This window comes from Streptomyces avermitilis MA-4680 = NBRC 14893, from assembly GCF_000009765.2.
Lineage (GTDB): Bacteria > Actinomycetota > Actinomycetes > Streptomycetales > Streptomycetaceae > Streptomyces > Streptomyces avermitilis.
Map to the genome: position 1 here is coordinate 1,257,655 of NC_003155.5, position 16,838 is coordinate 1,274,492.

The window sequence follows — 16,838 nt, forward strand, 5'->3', positions numbered from 1 at the left end:
CGCATACGCGTGCGCGAGCGGGTTACTCGGTGTCCATGGCTCGGCTACCGAAAATCGGACACAAGGACCACGAGGCGCGTCGGAGCGACACCACGGATGCCGCCCCCGCCCCCGCCTCCGGCCGTCCGGAGACCGCCCAGGAGACGGACGAGCAGTTCGGTCCGGACGAACAGGTGGAGCAGGCAGCGCCGGAGGCGCCGACGAAGCTGCCCAAACGGTCGTGGGGTGCGGTGCTCAAAGGCAGTCTGCGGGAGTTCAAGGACGATGAGCTGACCGACCGCGCGGCGGCGTTGACGTACTACGGGGTGCTGGCGCTGTTTCCCGCACTGCTGGTGCTGGTGTCGCTGCTGGGCATCACCGGCAAGTCGACCACCGACAAGGTGCTGACCAACGTCCAGAAGCTCGCCCCCGGCTCGGCCCGGGACATCATCACCCGGGCCGTGGAGCAACTGCAGAACAACGCCGGCACCGGCTCGGTCGTGGCCATCATCGGTCTGGTTCTGGCGGTGTGGTCGGCGTCCGGCTACGTGGCGGCGTTCATCCGCGCGTCCAACGCGGTCTACGACATTCCCGAGGGCCGTCCGGTGTGGAAGATCCTGCCCATCCGGGTGGGCGTGACGGTCGTCCTGATGGTGCTGGCCGTGATCAGCGCACTGATCGTGGTCTTCACCGGCGGTCTGGCGCGCCAGGCCGGAGATGCCCTCGGTATCGGTGACACCGCGCTGACCGTGTGGTCGATCGCCAAGTGGCCCGTGCTGGTCATCCTGGTCACGCTCATGATCGCGATCCTGTACTGGGCCAGTCCGAACGCGAAGGTGAAGGGCTGGCGGTGGATCACCCCGGGCAGCTTCCTGGCCCTGGTGATCTGGATGATCGCCTCCGCCGGGTTCGCGTTCTACGTCGCCAACTTCGCCTCGTACAACAAGACCTACGGCACCATGGCAGGCGTCATCGTCTTCCTGGTCTGGCTGTGGATCACCAACCTGGCCATCCTGCTGGGCCTGGAATTCGACGCGGAGACCGCACGTCAGCGCGCCATCATCGGCGGCCACCCGCCCAAGGCCGAGCCGTACACCCAGCCTCGTGACACCCGCGCCTGGGACGAGCAGGACCGACGCCGCATGGACGACGTCTGAGCGGCCCCGCGAGCCGAGTCGCGACAGTATGTTCGACGCCACCGTTCCACCCGGCACGCGCCGCCACAGTCAGGGGCAGTCGACCCGACAGCTCAGGCGTGGCCCAGCTCCTGGCCGGGAAGGCATGGGCAGGGCCACCCATGCCTTCCCGGCCGGGCCGGGATGCTGCCGGTGCAGTGGAGTCAGGCCGCCAGGAGGGGGTTAAGGCCGGATGTAGGGCCGGGTCATGATCTCCATGTTGTGGCCGTCCGGGTCGGCGAAGTACGCGCCGCGACCGCCGAAGAGACGGTTGATCTGGCCGGGTTCGGTGTGGTTGGGGTCGGCGTAGTAGGTGACCCCGACCGCCTCCAGACGGGCGATCATGCCGCCGAACTGCGCGTCGGGCACGAGGAACGCGTAGTGCTGCGACTGGATCGGCTCGCCGGTCTTCTCGTAGTAGTCGAGCGTCACGCCGTTGCCGAGGTCGACGGGCAGGAACGGCCCGAACGGAGCGCCGACCTTCAACCCGAGAATCGCGGCGAGGAACTCTGCGGAGAGACGGCGGTCGCCGGCGTAGACGGCGGTGTGGTTCAGCTGGGCGGTGGTCGCGGGCAGCTGAGACTCGTCCTGGTACTGCTGTTCGTGTGACATCTGCGGTGTGTCTCCGGGTCGTGGGATCCGCTGGGATGGGGCGCCACACGCGGGCGCCGGGAGGAAAGACGCGGAGAAGAGGGGGCGGGGCTCTTGCCCGCCTCGCGCTCACGCCGAGGCCGGGCGCCTCACTCGTGCATGGCCCATGGCCGACCCGGCAGTCACGTGATCGACTCTAGTGTCCACCGCTGGCTGGGGCAACGCCGTTCCTCGACTTCCGCTCTGTGTGGTCGAGGGGACATAGGGTGCCGCCTTGTGAACAGACACATATCTTTCGAACGACTGCACAACTTCCGTGACCTGGGCGGCTATACGACCGCGGACGGACGCGTGGTGCGGTGGGGGCGGCTGTTCCGCTCCGACTCACTGGGCAAGCTCACGGGCGAGGAGTGGGAACGCTTTCTCGCCCTCGGTATCGGCACGGTCATCGACCTGCGCTACCCCTGGGAGATCGACGCCAAGGGACGCGTCCCCGAGCACCCGGCGTTCACCTATCACAACCTCAGCATCGAGCACCGTCCCTACGATCAAGCGGGCCTCGGGCCGGATGTGGAGACCGGGCCGTTCCTCGCCGAGAAGTACATGGAAGTGGCCCACGACGGCGTCAAGGAACTGCGTCAGGTCGTCGAAGTGATCGCGGCCGTCGCCACCTCCACAGACGAGTCCGTGGTGTTCCACTGTGCGTCCGGCAAGGACCGCACCGGGCTGGTGGCCGCACTCGTCCTGGCTCTCCTGGGCGTCCCCGAGTCGCAGATCGTCGAGGACTTCACCCTCACCGAACTCGCCACCGAACGCCTGCTGGCCGACTGGCGGGCCGACCATCCCGGCCAGGAACCGACCTGGCCCGGCTACGGACGTGCCCCCGCCGATGTCATGCGCCTGTTCCTCGACGCGCTGACGCACCAGCACGGATCGATGGCCGATTACGCCCGCGACCTGTTGAGGATCGACGAGGGCCTGATCGCGGCCCTGCGCCGCAACCTGCTCGAACCAGCCGCGGAACCCGAATTGACCTTCCGGCGCGCGGACCACCGCGACCTGCCGGAACTCGTCCGTCTCCGCGACAGCGCCGCCCGCTGGCAGATCGCCCGCGGGATCGACCAGTGGAAGCCGGGACAACTCGGCGAGGATCACTTCCGGGCGCGGCTGGCCGACGGCGAGATCTGGATCGCCACCCTCGGCCCCACCGGCCCGACCGCCGGTGCCTGGGAACTGTGGTGGGACGATCCCGCGGCCTGGGGCCCACAGCCCCCGAGCGCCGGGTATGTGCACCGGCTGATGACCGACCGGCGCACCGCACCGCCGGGCACCGGACGCCTGATGCTCGCCGAGGCCGAACGCCGCATCGCCGAGACCGGCCGGACCTTGTGCCGTCTGGACTGCCTGGCCAGCAACCCGCGGCTACGGCAGTACTACGAGACAGCGGGGTACACGGTCGTCGGCGAGCAGTCGTCGAAGGACGGCGGCCTGGGCAACACCTACGCGGTGACGCTGCTGGAGAAAACAGTTCCGGAGGCACTGACCCCGCGGAGCACGAAACCGGCTCGCTGACCGCTTCCACCACCGCCAGGTCGTCCGACCACGACAGCGTGGGAGCCCTTGACGGCGCCCCTGCGCGTGCCGGCGGGCCCGTGCTCGCGGTATGACGACCTGTGGCTGTCGTCCTGGACGGCCCCATTCGGCCCCCGCGAGGGCACCCGCGTCGAAGGACAGGCCCTCGGGGCGGACGACGGCGTACGCGGGCGCCAGGACACGTTCGCCGTGGTCGGCGCGGTCGGCCACGGCGAAGGACGGCACGCTGCGACGAAAGCGTTCATCGTGCCGGGGCCGACAGGTACGAGCCCCGCCTCATGGCATGTCAGACGTCGGTGGGCAGGCCGCTCACCTCCGCGATGCCCCGCAGCTCCTCGTCCTGACGGTGCCGTTCACCGATGAAGTCGGCGATCTCCCTGCGCCGGTCCGGATCGACCGCGGTGTCCGCGTCCGTCACGATCCTGACGGGTCCCACCTCCTCGGTCTCGATTTCGACGATCTGGTTGTCCAGGCGCCCGGTGACGGCGACCGCGAGAACGAGGGACGCCTCGTCCCGGATCTCCTGGGAGACAGTGCTGCCCTCCGCGCCCTCGAGGCTCAGCTCGATCGGACCCGCACTCTGGTCCTCGACCGCCTTGAGCGCCGGTTCGACCATGCGGAGCAGCAGCTCGTAGTCCGCTGGGGCCATCCGAATGCGGAGCAGGTCGAGGTACAGGTCCACGGGCCGACCGCCCTCCGGCGAAAGCTCTGATTCGTTCATGAGACTCGTGTGCCCAAATGTGGGCGACTTGATCGCATCTGTGTCCGGGACCGGAAGGGCCGGGCTGTGCGGCCGCCACCGCTCGAAACCCGCCTGCCAGGACGACCGCCCGCGCACGGCCACAGGGTGGCTGTTCGCCCGCGAAGGCCGAGCCCCTGCGCCATCGGCGCAGTGACCCAGCGAACCAGAACCCCAGTGGCACCGCGACACAGTGCCCAGCGACCCAGTGGCACAGCGGCCGGGCCTTCAGCTCGACCGGAGGGCGAGGAGGCGCCTTCAGGGACACGATTCACCCGAAAAGCGCTGTTGTGACTCTCCGCGCCGAGTAGCGTCCGGTCGTGCACAGTGCCGTTTCCAAGGATGGAGTCGCGTGCGGGAAGAAACTTGCGAAACGGCTTTAAGAACCGCTCCTCCCCAGGCCCCTATAGGGCAACGCGCGCCACACCACGTGGGCGCATGGAGGGAAGGGGAGAGGGCATGACGCCAGAAGCGCTGTCAGCGGTACTGCTGCTCGCCGTGGGAGGGGTGCTGCGCTTGGCCGGGGACATGGTGCGGAGGCAGGCCGCACGGGCGGCCGAGGAGACCCGCGCCCGCATGCTCGTGGATCTCGTCGGGCACTGCGGCCCGGACGCGGTCCTCGTCGACCGACGCTCGGGAGGCGCCGTGCTGACCGTACGCTCCGGTACGGCCGCGGCCCAGGAGACCGGTGCTCGTCATCAGGGCCGGGGTGAGGACCGTGGGTGACACGCCCCGAACCGACCGCGCGAACAACGCCGACGTCGAACGCGAGTTCCAGGTCTTCTACGCGGCCCACTACGCCCAACTGGTCGCCCAGGGAACGATGTTGAGCGACAGCCTCCAAGAGGCCGAGGACGCCGCGCAGGAAGCCTGCATGGCGGCGATGGCCAAATGGGACACGATCCGGTCCCCGTACCACTGGACCAAGAAGGCCATGAGTCGCAAACTCGTCCGCGACCGTCAAATGCGCAGGGCCCGCTGGTACCGACGGCTGCTGCCGCAGTCACCCCCCGACCTGGAGATCCCGGTGCCGCCCCGCTCCTCGGTCGATGAGCGGATGCGCGCCCTCGACGTCCTGGCCGCGCTGCGGCAACTGCCGCCGCGCCAGCGCCAGGTCATGATCCTCCTCGCCGAATGCGAACTGGATCACCAGGAGATCGCGGAGCTGCTCGGCACGACTCCCAACAACGTCGGCGTGAACGTCCATCACGCCCGCCGCAAGCTTCGACTCCTGCTCGGTCAGGGCTCCGAGCCGGTGCCGACGGGCGACTCACTGGACTCCGTCCGACGCGACGACCCCCTGTACGCCCTCATCCACTCCACGGCCGTGTGGCTGCGACAGGGAATCCACGCCAAACAGCGCGCGGACCGGAAGGAGGGAAACCGGTGAGCCACCACATTCGCCTGGCCTTGGCGGCCATCCTCCTGGTCACCTTCTACGCTGCGGTCGCCCTCACCATCCTGATCTGGGTGACGCTGGTCATCCTCATGTTTGACGTAGCGGGCTCCGTCTGGGCGACCACCCTCCCGGTCACCGGGTTCCTGTTCTGTGCGGGCACGGCCGTCCCTGTGTACGCGCTGGGCGACGCGGCGCGCCGTTCGCTCTTCCTGGTGGACACACCGTCCACCCCGTCCCTGGAGGTGGGCCGCGGTCGGGCGGCGGCGCTGCACGCGCTCGTCGATGACCTCGCCGAGCGGCTAGGGATCTCCGAGCCGGTGCGCATCCGTCTCCACACGGCCGTGGGGGCCGAGGCGGTGGACGAGGACACCCGGTTCCTGGGACTGTCGGCCGGGAACCACGTCCTGTCCGTCGGCCTTCCCCTGCTGGCCGCCCTTCCGCACCGTCAGATCCGCGCCGTCATGGCTCATGAGCTCGCCCATCTGTCGCTGCGTCACCATCGCGTCCGCGCCTTCACTCTCCGTCTGGAAACCAGCCTGACCGTCGCCCGCGAGTCCCTGATCTCGTTCGGAACGGCAAACGGCCTCGTCGGCATGTACGTCGGCCTCCCGCAGGCGATGATCGGCCTCTACATCCGGCTGTTCCGGTGGCTTGTCCAGCCCGTACGCAGGCGGCAGGAGCTGGAGGCCGACCATACGGCTGCCCGGCTCTGCGGCGCGCCCACGCTCGCGGAGGCCCTGGCCAACCGGGCCGTGGTGGAGCCGCTGTGGATCGAGTTCCACCGCATGTATCTGGACGCGGCTCCGGACGGCGTCCTGCCTGCCGACCCCTTCCGGGCATTCGCCCGCACGATGGCGGACCCCGGAGTCCAGGACAGGCTCCCCGCCCTGCGCGCGCGGATGGTCGAGGCGCCCGCCGCACAGAACGAATTCGGCCCGTCGCACCCTCATTTGGCGTATCGCCTGCGCCGTCTCACGAAGGGACACGAGCCCGCTGCCGCCATCGCGTGCCGGCCCGACGCCGCCCTTCTGCCCGATCTGCTCCCCGGCCAGATCGCCGGCCTGCTGGCACGTTACGTCGGCGCGAGCACGCTTCCGTGGCAGGACTGGATCGACCGGTGGGTGGATGCCAGGAACGCGGTCCTGGTCGAGCCCCTGTGTGCGGCCGTCCGTACGCTCGTCGGCCCGGAACATCAGCCGGTCGCGCTCCACCAGGTGCTGCACCTGCTGGAGGCGGGACAGCGCATGCCCCTGGCCCGGGCTCTCGCCGGGAGGGTGCCGGAGGCTCACCGGGAGCCTGACGATCCGCTGGCCCTGCTGTCGGCGGCGCTGCTCGCGCTGGTCAAGAGCCGGCTCACGGAACGGCCAGGTCCTGGGTCGCCCCTGCCTCAACTGGTGAGGGACGCCGTGTTGCAGCCGAGCCACGTCTCGCGGCTCTCTCTCCATCTGGCGGGGTGCGGTGTCGACGAGACCGCACCCGCGCAGGACACCCCAGAAACGGGGCAGCATCCCTCGGACGAGCCGGAACAAGCCGGTTACTCGACGGCCAAGGTGTCCGGCGGCATCCCGGAAGCGGGCCGCAGGGTCATTTCCTCGGTCCGCGCGGTCACCCTCACCGTGCTGATCGTCGTGGTGGCCGTGGGAGGTCTGCGCTGGACCACGCGCGACAAGCCCGCATTCGTACCTCCCACCCGCGTCACCCCGACCTACTCACCGGTCTACCCGATCAGCCCTCCCCTGCCGTCGCAGCCGTACGCTCCGCTGCCCTCGGCATCCGCCTACCCCTTCAACCCCGAGGATCGGTTCCGCCTCCCCTCTCCCGTCCTGACGCCGCCCGACTTCTACCTGAGTGCCACTCCGTGACCGGCGACCTCCAGCGGAGGGTCGCTGGCGGAAGCGGTCGCCGGGTGCCCTGGAGCGGGTGCGGGCCGGGCTGGTCAGGTCAGGTCAGGTCAGGTCACCGCACTCTCGGTGATGATCAAGTCGGTGACAGCGCGCAGGCCTCCCCGCAGCAGCGCGCGGCGTTGCCGGTCCGCGGGGGTTCCTTCGCGCAGCAGACGGTGCACCAGTGACGCCACCTCCCGGCTGTCGTCGGCAGCGTCCAGGGCGGGGCCGATGTGGTCCATCAGCTGGGACAGCACGTCGCCGGCACTGCGGCGGCGGCCCTCGTAGTCGATCAGCGAGCCGCTCAGTCCGTGCCGGGCCGCGTGCCAGTTGGCGCCCTGGAGCAGTTCGGGCGGGCAAGACGGCACCGGCACACCGGCTTTCGCGTCATTGATCGCGGTGGCGACGAGCGCACGGACGATCCCCGCGAACATCACCGCGTCGTCAGCCCTCAGCTGGACATCCAGACAGCGCACTTCGACGGTCGGATAGCGGCTGGAGAGGCGCGCCTGCCAGTAGAGCTGGCCGGGGTCGAAGATCACCCCGCAGGTCAGCAGTTGCTGCACCCGCTTCTCGTGATCGGCCAGATCGGCGAAGTGCGGCGGTGGTCCACTTACCGGCCAGCGTCCGAAGATCACCGTGCGCCAGCTGGCGAAGCCGGTGTCGTGCCCCGCCCAGAAGGGCGAGTTCGCCGACATGGCCACCAGTACGGGCAGCCACAACCGGATCCGGTTCAGGACGGCCACCCCGATCTCCGGATCGGGCACACCGACGTGGACGTGTGTGCCGCAGACCAGCTGCTCCGCGACCAGTTGCGGAGCCTGCGCGCGCATGGCCCGGTAGCGCGGGTTGTTGGTCAGCGGCGGCGGCGATTCTTCCTTGATCGGCGGCGTACCACAGGCCGCGAGCCGGCATCCGTTGCTCTCGGCCGCACGCCCCAGGACGTGCCTCAGCCGCACCAGGTGGCCGCCTATCTCGTCCAGGCTGGTGCACACCGGAGTGGCGACCTCGACCTGCGCCTCGGACAGCTCGGGCTGTATCTCGTCCTCCCCCGCGATCGGCTCCAGGCCGGCAGCGGCTCGTACCTGCTCGGCAGCCGGCATCGGAAGCCTCGTGGCGGGGTCCAGCAGCAGGTACTCCTCCTCCACGCCCACCGTGTACAGGCTCATGACACGGTCACTTCCGTACGGACACGGATGAGCGGCGCCGCGCGTTCCTGCTGGTGGGTGAGGTGATCACAAGGATGCATCCCTCCGTCCTCCGGACCAGGCACGGAGAGAGCGTTCCGCTTATTGGATCGATTCATGGCCTTACTCCCTGACTCCCGCCCGGCGGCGGTCCTGCTGAAGGCGATGAACCGAGTTCCCCGAACCTGCGGACACAACCGCAGGCCGTGCTGCTCTCATGAGCGGGCGTCGTGACGAGACGGCGTTTGCCCTGGTCAGCGGGAGAGGCTTCCTGGAACGCCGTCGTCCCGGCGTCAGGACCGGACCCGGCGGGTCCGGTCCTGAGGGGTTCGGTCCTGAGGGGTCCTGTCCTGACGGCGCTCGGCTGTCGGGGTCCTCAGAGACGCTGCCACAGGGCCGGTGTGGCGGCGGGCTGCCACACGCCCTGCGCCTGATGCGACTGCAGGCACTGGTACGTGACACCGGCGTACGTCACCTGCGCTCCGACCTCGTAGACCCGGCCCGCCGCCCAGACGCCGCTCTGGTCGACCGGATCGCTGGGCGTGTCGGTCGGAGCCGTGCTCGTCTTGAGGGTGAGCCCGTACGTGCTGAGGATCGGGTTGACCGGCTGGTAATAGGTCGTCCCGCCACGTGTGCAGTCCCCGGAGCCGCCCGACGTGACGCCCTGGGCCTGGGAGCCCGAGACGAAGGAGCCACCGGAGTCGCCCGGCTCGGCGCACACCGTCGTGCGGGTCAGGCCGTCGACGGTGCCCTCCTCGTAGGTGACGCTGGTGTCGTGCTCCTCGACCGTTCCGCAGTGCCAGCCGGTGGTGGAACCCGACCGACAGATCGCGGCCCCCACGATGGCCTGCACCGAGCCGGCGATCGAGACGTTCTGGCCGGCCGCCCCCGCGACGTCGGGAGTCGCGGTCCAGTCACTGTTGACGCCCACCCACGCCATGTCGTGACCGGGGAAGACGGAGGCCTGGACGGTGCCTTGAGCCACCTCGTTGAAGCCGGCGGTCGGGGCGCCCGCCCGCCCGCAGTGCCCTGCGGTGGCGAAGCCCTGCTGGTTGCCCTTGGTGACGGAGAACCCGACGGAGCAGCGAGCGGTGTTGTCGATGTAGTAGGCGTCGCCGCCCCGGATGTCGAACAGGGCGCGCGGCCGGTCCTCGGACACCTTGACGTCCACCAGCCCGGAGTCCACGCCGGCGGCTGCGATGAGCGCGTCCGCGGCGGCGCGGCTTCTCGCCTGGAGCGTCACCCGGTTGGTGCGCACGTCGACGTACCGGACCGGCGTGTTGACGGCCGTGCCGCCGTGGGCCACAGCACTGTCCAACTTCTTCTTGGCGCCCTTGAGGTCGTCCAGCCCGGTCTTCACGACCACGGCCGTCGCGCCACCGGCGGTGATGGCGGGGATGTCCGTGGCATGGGTGGTCGCGACGGTGAGATCGGCGGAAGCGGCGCCGTGCACCCAGGCGCCGGCGAAGTGCTTGCCCAGCGCATTCTGGAGACGGCCGGCCCGCGTACCCGCCTCCATCTCGTTCACCAGGCGCGTCTTGGCCTGCGTGTCCGTCAGGTGCAGATCGCGCTGAAGTGCGCCGAGTACCGCGGTTGACGGGTTGCCGGCACCGAGCGGCTGAACGGCCGAGGGCGCGGGCGCCGGGCCGGGCGGCTCGATGGCCGCTGCCGCGGGCAGCCCGGTCAGTACGAGTGTGGCGAGCACACTCAGGCCGGCACAGCCTGCTCCGACGTGTCTGTGAACCATCAAGTCTCTCCTCGCTTTCGGTGACACAAAGACCTCAAGACCGTAGGTTTTGCCGAAAGCGACTCAGAGAATGTGTGTTGGCTGCTTGTTCCTCGTATCGGCCGACACAAGGAGGCCGCCCGGCGGAATGCCGGGTGCCGGGTGCCGGCACACCGGGTAGTGGTAGACGAAGGCCGGCAGGGCCCGGACCTGTCGGCCCCGGTGTGACGCGCCGGGGTGAACCCGGCCGGGCCGGACCCGCTGTCCCTCAGTGAGGGACTCGTGGCCCGTCAGGGCGGGGCGTGATCAGCCGCCGAAGCCGGTGTCGCGTTCTCCCTTGCGGTTACGGCGGGTCAAAAGACGCTGGGCGCGGGTCAGGCCGCTCGGCAGGTGCTTGCGCAGGGCGGCCCGGGCCGCGTTGGCGCCCGGGGCTCCGTGCACGCCGCCTCCCGGGTGGGCTCCCGCCGACGCCAGGAACAGGTTGGCCACCGGCGTCTCCGGGCGCCCCGTTCCCGGAATGGGCCGGAAGACGAGCTGCTGATGCAGGGCCGTGGTGCCACCGTTGATGGCACCTCCGTACAGATTGGCGTTCAGGGACTGGAGCGTGGGCGGGGCCAGGATCCGCCGCGCGCGGATCAGGGACCGGAAACCAGGTGCGAACCGCTCGACCTGTCGCTCGACGCGGTCGGCCATGAGCTCCTGTTCCCGCGCGTCCCACGTTCCCGCCAGTCCTGCGTCGCCGGCGTCGCCCGCGATCCGGTGCGGGACATGGGTGTACGCCCAGGCGGCTTCGGTGCCTTCGGGTGACCGGGTGGCATCCGCCGTCGTCATCTGCCCGAACAGCGCGAACGGCCGGTCCGGCACCTGGCGCATGGCGATCTGCGCGGCGAACCGGGTCAGTTCGTCGACGCCGTCCGCGAGGTGGACGGTGCCCGCGGCCGATGCGGCGTCGGCCTGCCACGGCACGGGGCCGTCGAGGGCCCAGTCGACCTTGAAGGTGGCGAAGTCCCACTGGAACCGTCGCAGATCGGCCAGGACCTGGGCGGGAAGGTGGGCGCTGCCCACCAATGTGCCGTACAGGGCGGGCACGGACACGTCCGCGAGTACGGCCCGGCGTGCGGGGACCGTCTCGCCTCCGGCCGTGCGTACGGCCACCGCCCTGCCCTGCCGGACCACCACTTCGCTGACCCGCTGCCCGCACCGCAGAACGCCACCGCGCCGGTGCAGCCGCTGGGTCAGCGCCGAGGTGAGGGCGCCGGAGCCACCGACGGGTACCGGGAAACCGTAGGTCTGGCCCAGCATGGACATCAGCCAGCCGAATCCGCCGCTTCCCGCGGCCTCGGGCGCGAGGTCGGCGTGCAGGGCGTTGCCCGCGAGCAGGAGCCTGCCGCCCTCGCCACGGAACTCCTCCTCGCCCAGGCGTCGCACCGGCAGGACCAGTGAGCGCGCCAGACGCAGCCCGCCGCCGGCCCGGAGGCGCGCGGCCAGGCGAGCTCCGGCGCGGACCGGAGGGAACGGCGTGAACAGGGCGTCCAGCAGGTCGGGGCGCAGCCGCTCCCACACGTCGTGCAGCTCGCGCCACGCGGCACCGTCACCGTCGGCGAAGGTGTCGAGGGAAGCGGCGGTGTCGTCGAGGTCGCGCCCGAGCACGGCGCACCGGCCGTCGGACAGGGGGTGAGCCAGCACCCGTGGCGCATGGCTCCAGCGCAAGCCCTCGCGTTCCAGGTGCAGCCCGGCGAGTACGGGCGAGGCGGCGGCGAGGGGATAGAACGAGCTGAAGAGGTCGGTGGTGAAGTCCGGGTCGACGCCGTTGTCATGGCGGACCGCGCCGCCGGGCTCGTCCTGTTCCTCGAGCACTGTGACGCTCCAGCCGGCGTCGGCCAGCAGGTTCGCCGCGACGAGTCCGTTGGGGCCGGCCCCGATCACTACCGCGTCCGGCACGGTCGCCTCCCGTGTCGCTCGATCGATGTCACCATCGCGCGGGCGGAGGTCTGAGCGGCCGCGCCGTGTGTGCTCTTCCGGTCATGACCTGAGCGGGGACGCGCCCCGGGCCTGCTCGGTACCTTGGTGCTCCTTCTCGCACACCTCTGCCAGGCGACCGAGCATGGAACGGTGCCGGAGCTGGATCAACGCTTCCACTCCCACGTTGTGCAGGGTGCCGCCGACCCCCTTCAGGGGGTGCTCATCGATGATCACGAGCGAGTGTTCGCCCCAGGGCCGCACCTCGATGGCGATCCGGGCCGAACCGAGCGGGCCGGCCTGCGCTTCCAGTTCCAGTTCACGTCCGTCGACACATGCGCGTACGACCGTTTCGTTGGTGAGGGTGAGAAAGCCGATCCGTACCTCGTAGCAGATCGCGGAATGCACCTGCGGCCACTCCCCGCGCACGGGGTACGAGGCGGACGTCCCGACGACCCAGTCGCCGTAGCGGGTGCCGTCTGCCAGCACGGCCCAGACATCGCGGGGACTTCTCTTGATGACTCGATGGCGTACGGCCACGAAATGCCTCCAGCGTGTGAGATCCCCGAGAAGAAGGTGACCGGCTCCGACGCCCGGCCCATTGCCTCCGGCTGTCAACCGATCGAGAGTCCACCGGCCTACGGTCCGGCGCCCGATGTGCGGTCGGCCTGCCCACCGGCACCGAGCAGTCCAGTGGGACGTAACACCTCACGCGCGGCCAGCCGGGGCAGGGCGTGGCGAGACAGGCGCATCACCAGGGGCGGCAGCGCGGCGCGGGCCACCTGAGCGGCCCTGAGCCAAGCGGGTACGTACACCGAGGTGCGGCGCCGCTCGATCGCCCGTACCAACCGCGTGGCAACGGTGTCCACCGGATAGACACGGCGGGCGGGCGGCGGCATATGCGCACGCAACTCACGCAGCACGGCTTGCTGGTCGGCGTCACGGATCATGTCGGTGTCGGTCCAGTTGATGTAGGCGATGCCCACGGCGACGCGCTGGTACGCCAGTTCGGCCCGCAGCGAGTGGGCGAAGGCCTCCACGCCTGCCTTGGAGGCGCAGTACGCGCTCATCATCGGTGCGGCGCCGATCGACGCCAACGAGGCGATCTGAAGGAAGTAGCCCGCCGTGGTCAGCAGATCCGGGAGGAAGGCGCGAGCGGTGATCGCGCTGCCGGTCAGATTGACGTCGATCACCCGCCGCCACGAGGCGGCGTCCGAATCAGCGAACGGACCGCCCTCGGCGACACCCGCGTTGGCGATCACGACCGACGGTATGCCGAGGCGCCCACGCACTTCACGGGCGACGCCGTCCAGGGCGGCGTCGTCGGTGACGTCGGCCTCCCACGCGATCGCCCGGGTGCACACCTCGGCCACCAGCGCGTCGAGCGCGTCCTTCTCATGGCCCACCAGTGCCAGCCGGGCGCCGCGTCGGGAGAGGTGACGGGCCAGGGCGGCGCCCACTCCTCGTGCGGCTCCGGTCACCACCACGGTGCGGCCGTGCAGCGGGCCGTCCTTCACAGGGTCCCTGTCTTCCTCATGATTTCCATTCGAGCACATTTCGCTACTGAACGTGTCATTTCGGTGACGGAACGGACACCCCGGCCGCACCGGAGCGCATACCGCGGGACCCGCGCATTGGAGGTGCCGAAGGCCAGGCCCGGACGGCCCGACCGGGCGCCGCACGCCCGCGCCGACACACCGCACCGGCCGTCACCCGATCGGCTCCAACCGGCGCACATGGTTTCGGTGTCTGCCGGAGCGGCTCCGGCCGTCGCCTCCAGCCGATGCGGCCTGATGTCGCGTTGCGTGGCCCGTGCGGGGCGGATTCACTGCGACAGAACCGCACGTGTTCTGCCGCCGAAGGTGGGAGCCCATGATGCTTTCGCACTCCATCGAGCACGGCGTCCTGGTGATCACCCTGCACACCGATCCCGGAATCGGCCGACGAGCCGCGCTCTCCCATGAGATCACCGATCTGGTGCACGCCTACAGCCCGCTCCCGGTGGTCATCGTGCTCGACATGCCGGAGGTGGGAAGCGCCACCGTCAGTGCCATCCTCCGGGCGCAGCGCATGTGCCATCACCTGGGCGTCCTGATGTCCGTCTCCACCCACAGCGCCGCTACCCGGCGGATCCTGGAGGCCAACTGCGACACGGGCGGGACCCGCCTCGTGGTCCACGCCCGCACCGACGTCGCCATCGCGGCGGCGTTCACGGCGGCGGCGTGAGAACTCCGGCGCCTGGCGATGACCGGGGGCCGGGCGGTGATCAGTGGTTCGGGTCGGCGGCACTGATGTCGCCCAGGGCCGAGTCCGCATGCCGTGCGACGGCCACGTCTCCCAGGGAGACGATGCCCACCAGCCGACCGTCCTCCACCACCAGCATCCGTCGCACCGCTCGCGCGCCCATCAGGTACACGGCCCGGTCCACGTCGTCGTCCGGAGCGACACTGACCAACTCGGCACTGCACGCGCTGTACACGGTGCGATCGTCCACGCTGCCGCCGTCGGCCAGGGCTCGGACCACCAGGTCCCGGTCCGTGACCAGCCCGCGCAGTCGGCCGTTCTCGGCGACGACAACGGCTCCGATGTCCTGCTCGCGCATCAGGCGGGCGACCTCTACCACCGACGTCTGCGGTTCCACCATGGTGATGTCGCTCGTCATGATCTCGCGAACCAGCTGAGCCATCGTTCCTCCTTCGTCGGACAAGCGCAGAAGTGGCCGGCCGGGGATGTCGCGGCGGTCCACCCTGCCGTACCGAGGGCGTGCCCCGTCGATGTGGTCTCGGAGGTGTCAACTACCCCGCGCCGCACAGGACATCGGACCGGGCGAAAATGTGTGGCGCCGACGAGAATCCCGGGGCGAGCAGTCGCTCAGCACGCGCAATGGTTCGGCCGGGCTGGTGGGAACCAGCCCGGCCGAACCAGGGTTGGACATGTACTTATGCGGTCCTCTCGCAGTGCCGAAGCTCTGCGTGAGCTCTGTGCGGGCCCGCGCGAGAGTCCTACGCGTGCCTGTGCGAGCGCCGGTTGCCCGTGACGGCCCGGTAGAGCAGGAGCAGGATGAGCGAGCCGACGATGGCGGCGATCCACGTCGACAGGTCGAAGAAGCCGTCGATCGAGTCGACCTTGAAGATGACCTTGCCCAGCCAGCCACCCAGCAGACCACCGGCGATGCCGATCAGCATGGTCACGATGATGCCGCCCGGGTCCTTGCCCGGGAGGAGCAGCTTGGCAATGGCGCCGGCCAGCAAACCAATCAGAATCCAGGCGAGAATTCCCACCATTCCTCCATGAGCGCTCGGACGTTTGTTCCCCTACCGAGTGCACCAAAAGCGGCGAGGTAAACCCGCGAACCGGTCGAATGCCGTTTCAGCGCTTGGCCGAATGCCTTTCCAGCGCCTGTACGAGTCGAGTTCAGCGCCTGTACGAGTCGAGCCTGACGTCGTCGAGGCCGGGGCCCCATCACCCTCCGTCCGCGCAGGACCCATCCGGCGTCGACGAAGTCCTGGTTTCCTGTGGAACAACAGAACTGACGCGGCGGCCCCGGCCGGAATGTGCGCAGTTGGCCGAGATCACCTCCGCCGCAGAACCGGGGGTGATCGTTCCGCGGCGTCCGGCGCGCCCGGTATCCGCCATTGCCGTCCGGTCACGCTGCGCAGTCGCCCGGTCGCACAAGCCAGGCTCCACCCCTCCCCCACCCCCGCGCTGCCGTGCATAAATGCACGCGTGATCACTCCGTGACGACGCCATCACATTCCCTCCACCGGACGCACACTTCCAGCCGAGTGGCGTTCTCGGTGTTCCCGGTGGGGCAGACGGTGAACTCACGGCTTACCTAGCCTCCCGGGCCATGCGATCCACACAGATGAGACGCCTCGGTCTCGCCGCCGTATTCGCCCTCGTCCTCGCCCTGTTCGGGCTGGCGCCCTCGGCGAGCGCGGCCGACCCGGGCCCGGCCGACCTGACGTTCGCCACGGACAGCGCCACCACCCAGCCGGGCGGCACGGTGAAACTGTCGATGACAATCACCAACAACAAGACCTACGACATCTGGTTCATCTACCAGACGATCGAGCCGACCTGGCTGACCACCCAGCGGCCCGACCTGAAGTACAGCTTCACCGGCTGCAGCCTGGCCACGGCCGCCGGCAGCACCCCCTGTTCCGGCACCGGCCCCGCCAACCTGGGCACCAACTACGGCGCCACCATCCCGCCCGGCCAGAGCCGCACCGTGACGCTCACGCTGCAGGTCGCCGCCGACTCCGGCTGCAACGGCAACATCGGCTTCTACTCGTACTACTACGCCGAGTTCAGCGACAGCACGAACACCAGCGGCGGTCCGGCCTACACGCCCGAGACCCGCGTGCTCTGCTCCTGACGCCGAGCCGACACCCCTCCCGACGCCCGTTCCGACGCCAGGTCCCGCGGTGACCTAAAACCGTTCCAGCACCGGAATGACAGTCGGGTCTAGACCACTGCCGCCTCGTACCGGCGGACTCCAGCTCCGCATGGAGTCCGCCTCAGGCCAAACGACCAGCGCACGCGCCATTCCCACACGCCCTGTCGCACACGCCCCGGCGACCGCGGCGCGGACGTTCCCGCCCCGC

16 protein-coding genes are annotated in these 16,838 nt (G+C 69.8%); 7 read left to right on the top strand and 9 right to left on the bottom strand.

Translation table 11 applies throughout. From position 1 onward, the window contains the following. Nucleotides 1–35 precede the first annotated feature (35 nt). Nucleotides 36–1,136: a YihY/virulence factor BrkB family protein gene (locus SAVERM_RS05455; RefSeq protein ID WP_078234807.1), complete on the top strand. Its 1,101-nt coding sequence runs from the start codon at nt 36–38 to the stop codon at nt 1,134–1,136. Nucleotides 1,137–1,337: 201 nt separating this feature from the next. Here SAVERM_RS05455 and SAVERM_RS05460 read toward each other — a convergent pair whose 3' ends face one another. After that, nucleotides 1,338–1,766, bottom strand: coding sequence for a VOC family protein (locus SAVERM_RS05460; RefSeq protein ID WP_010982431.1), 429 nt, complete (start codon nt 1,764–1,766; stop codon nt 1,338–1,340). Between the two features lie 255 nt (nt 1,767–2,021). Between SAVERM_RS05460 and SAVERM_RS05465 the strand changes: the two genes are divergently transcribed. Continuing rightward, nucleotides 2,022–3,317: a tyrosine-protein phosphatase gene (locus tag SAVERM_RS05465; RefSeq protein WP_010982432.1), complete on the top strand. Its 1,296-nt coding sequence runs from the start codon at nt 2,022–2,024 to the stop codon at nt 3,315–3,317. A gap of 307 nt (nt 3,318–3,624) precedes the next feature. Here the strand turns inward: SAVERM_RS05465 and SAVERM_RS05470 are convergent, their stop codons facing one another. Beyond that, nucleotides 3,625–4,059: a hypothetical protein gene (locus tag SAVERM_RS05470; protein ID WP_010982433.1), complete on the bottom strand. Its 435-nt coding sequence runs from the start codon at nt 4,057–4,059 to the stop codon at nt 3,625–3,627. Between the two features lie 477 nt (nt 4,060–4,536). On the opposite strand from SAVERM_RS05470, the gene SAVERM_RS05475 reads away from it, so the two are divergent. The 3 genes from SAVERM_RS05475 to SAVERM_RS05485 are packed head-to-tail and all read left to right on the top strand — an operon-like array spanning nt 4,537 to nt 7,338. After that, nucleotides 4,537–4,803: a hypothetical protein gene (locus SAVERM_RS05475; protein WP_010982434.1), complete on the top strand. Its 267-nt coding sequence runs from the start codon at nt 4,537–4,539 to the stop codon at nt 4,801–4,803. After that, entirely contained in the window at nt 4,796–5,467 is a 672-nt protein-coding gene (locus SAVERM_RS05480; RefSeq protein ID WP_010982435.1) for a sigma-70 family RNA polymerase sigma factor, read from the top strand. The genes SAVERM_RS05475 and SAVERM_RS05480 overlap by 8 nt, the downstream gene beginning before the upstream one ends. Beyond that, nucleotides 5,464–7,338 (top strand): M48 family metallopeptidase, encoded by a 1,875-nt coding sequence (locus SAVERM_RS05485; RefSeq protein ID WP_010982436.1) that lies wholly within the window; start codon nt 5,464–5,466, stop codon nt 7,336–7,338. The genes SAVERM_RS05480 and SAVERM_RS05485 overlap by 4 nt, the downstream gene beginning before the upstream one ends. 89 nt (nt 7,339–7,427) lie before the next feature. Here SAVERM_RS05485 and SAVERM_RS05490 read toward each other — a convergent pair whose 3' ends face one another. The 5 genes from SAVERM_RS05490 to SAVERM_RS05510 form a co-directional block, all read right to left on the bottom strand. After that, a complete protein-coding gene (locus SAVERM_RS05490; protein ID WP_010982437.1) occupies nt 7,428–8,528 on the bottom strand; it encodes a glutamate--cysteine ligase 2 in 1,101 nt (366 codons plus the stop codon). 394 nt (nt 8,529–8,922) lie between these two features. Next, a complete protein-coding gene (locus SAVERM_RS05495) occupies nt 8,923–10,293 on the bottom strand; it encodes a carbohydrate-binding protein (protein WP_010982438.1) in 1,371 nt (456 codons plus the stop codon). Nucleotides 10,294–10,578: 285 nt separating this feature from the next. Further along, a complete protein-coding gene (locus SAVERM_RS05500) occupies nt 10,579–12,213 on the bottom strand; it encodes a phytoene desaturase family protein (protein WP_010982439.1) in 1,635 nt (544 codons plus the stop codon). Nucleotides 12,214–12,294: 81 nt separating this feature from the next. Further along, the gene (locus SAVERM_RS05505) at nt 12,295–12,771 is read right to left on the bottom strand and encodes an SRPBCC family protein (protein ID WP_010982440.1); all 477 of its coding nucleotides are present in this window, start codon (nt 12,769–12,771) and stop codon (nt 12,295–12,297) included. 98 nt (nt 12,772–12,869) lie between these two features. Continuing rightward, on the bottom strand, nt 12,870–13,748 hold the full coding sequence (locus tag SAVERM_RS05510) for an SDR family oxidoreductase (protein ID WP_010982441.1): 879 nt from the start codon (nt 13,746–13,748) through the stop codon (nt 12,870–12,872). A 355-nt stretch (nt 13,749–14,103) separates the two neighbouring features. Here SAVERM_RS05510 and SAVERM_RS05515 point away from each other — a divergent pair, with 355 nt between their 5' ends. Continuing rightward, nucleotides 14,104–14,457, top strand: a complete 354-nt coding sequence (locus SAVERM_RS05515) for a hypothetical protein (RefSeq protein WP_370628466.1) — start codon at nt 14,104–14,106, stop codon at nt 14,455–14,457. Between the two features lie 40 nt (nt 14,458–14,497). On the opposite strand, the gene SAVERM_RS05520 is transcribed toward SAVERM_RS05515, so the two are convergent. Both SAVERM_RS05520 and SAVERM_RS05525 read right to left on the bottom strand, forming a co-directional pair. Continuing rightward, entirely contained in the window at nt 14,498–14,917 is a 420-nt protein-coding gene (locus SAVERM_RS05520) for a CBS domain-containing protein (RefSeq protein WP_010982443.1), read from the bottom strand. Between the two features lie 316 nt (nt 14,918–15,233). Then, entirely contained in the window at nt 15,234–15,512 is a 279-nt protein-coding gene (locus SAVERM_RS05525) for a GlsB/YeaQ/YmgE family stress response membrane protein (protein ID WP_037650371.1), read from the bottom strand. A 569-nt stretch (nt 15,513–16,081) separates the two neighbouring features. On the opposite strand from SAVERM_RS05525, the gene SAVERM_RS05530 reads away from it, so the two are divergent. After that, a complete protein-coding gene (locus SAVERM_RS05530; protein WP_010982445.1) occupies nt 16,082–16,609 on the top strand; it encodes a COG1361 family protein in 528 nt (175 codons plus the stop codon). The last annotated feature ends 229 nt before the right edge of the window (nt 16,610–16,838 follow it).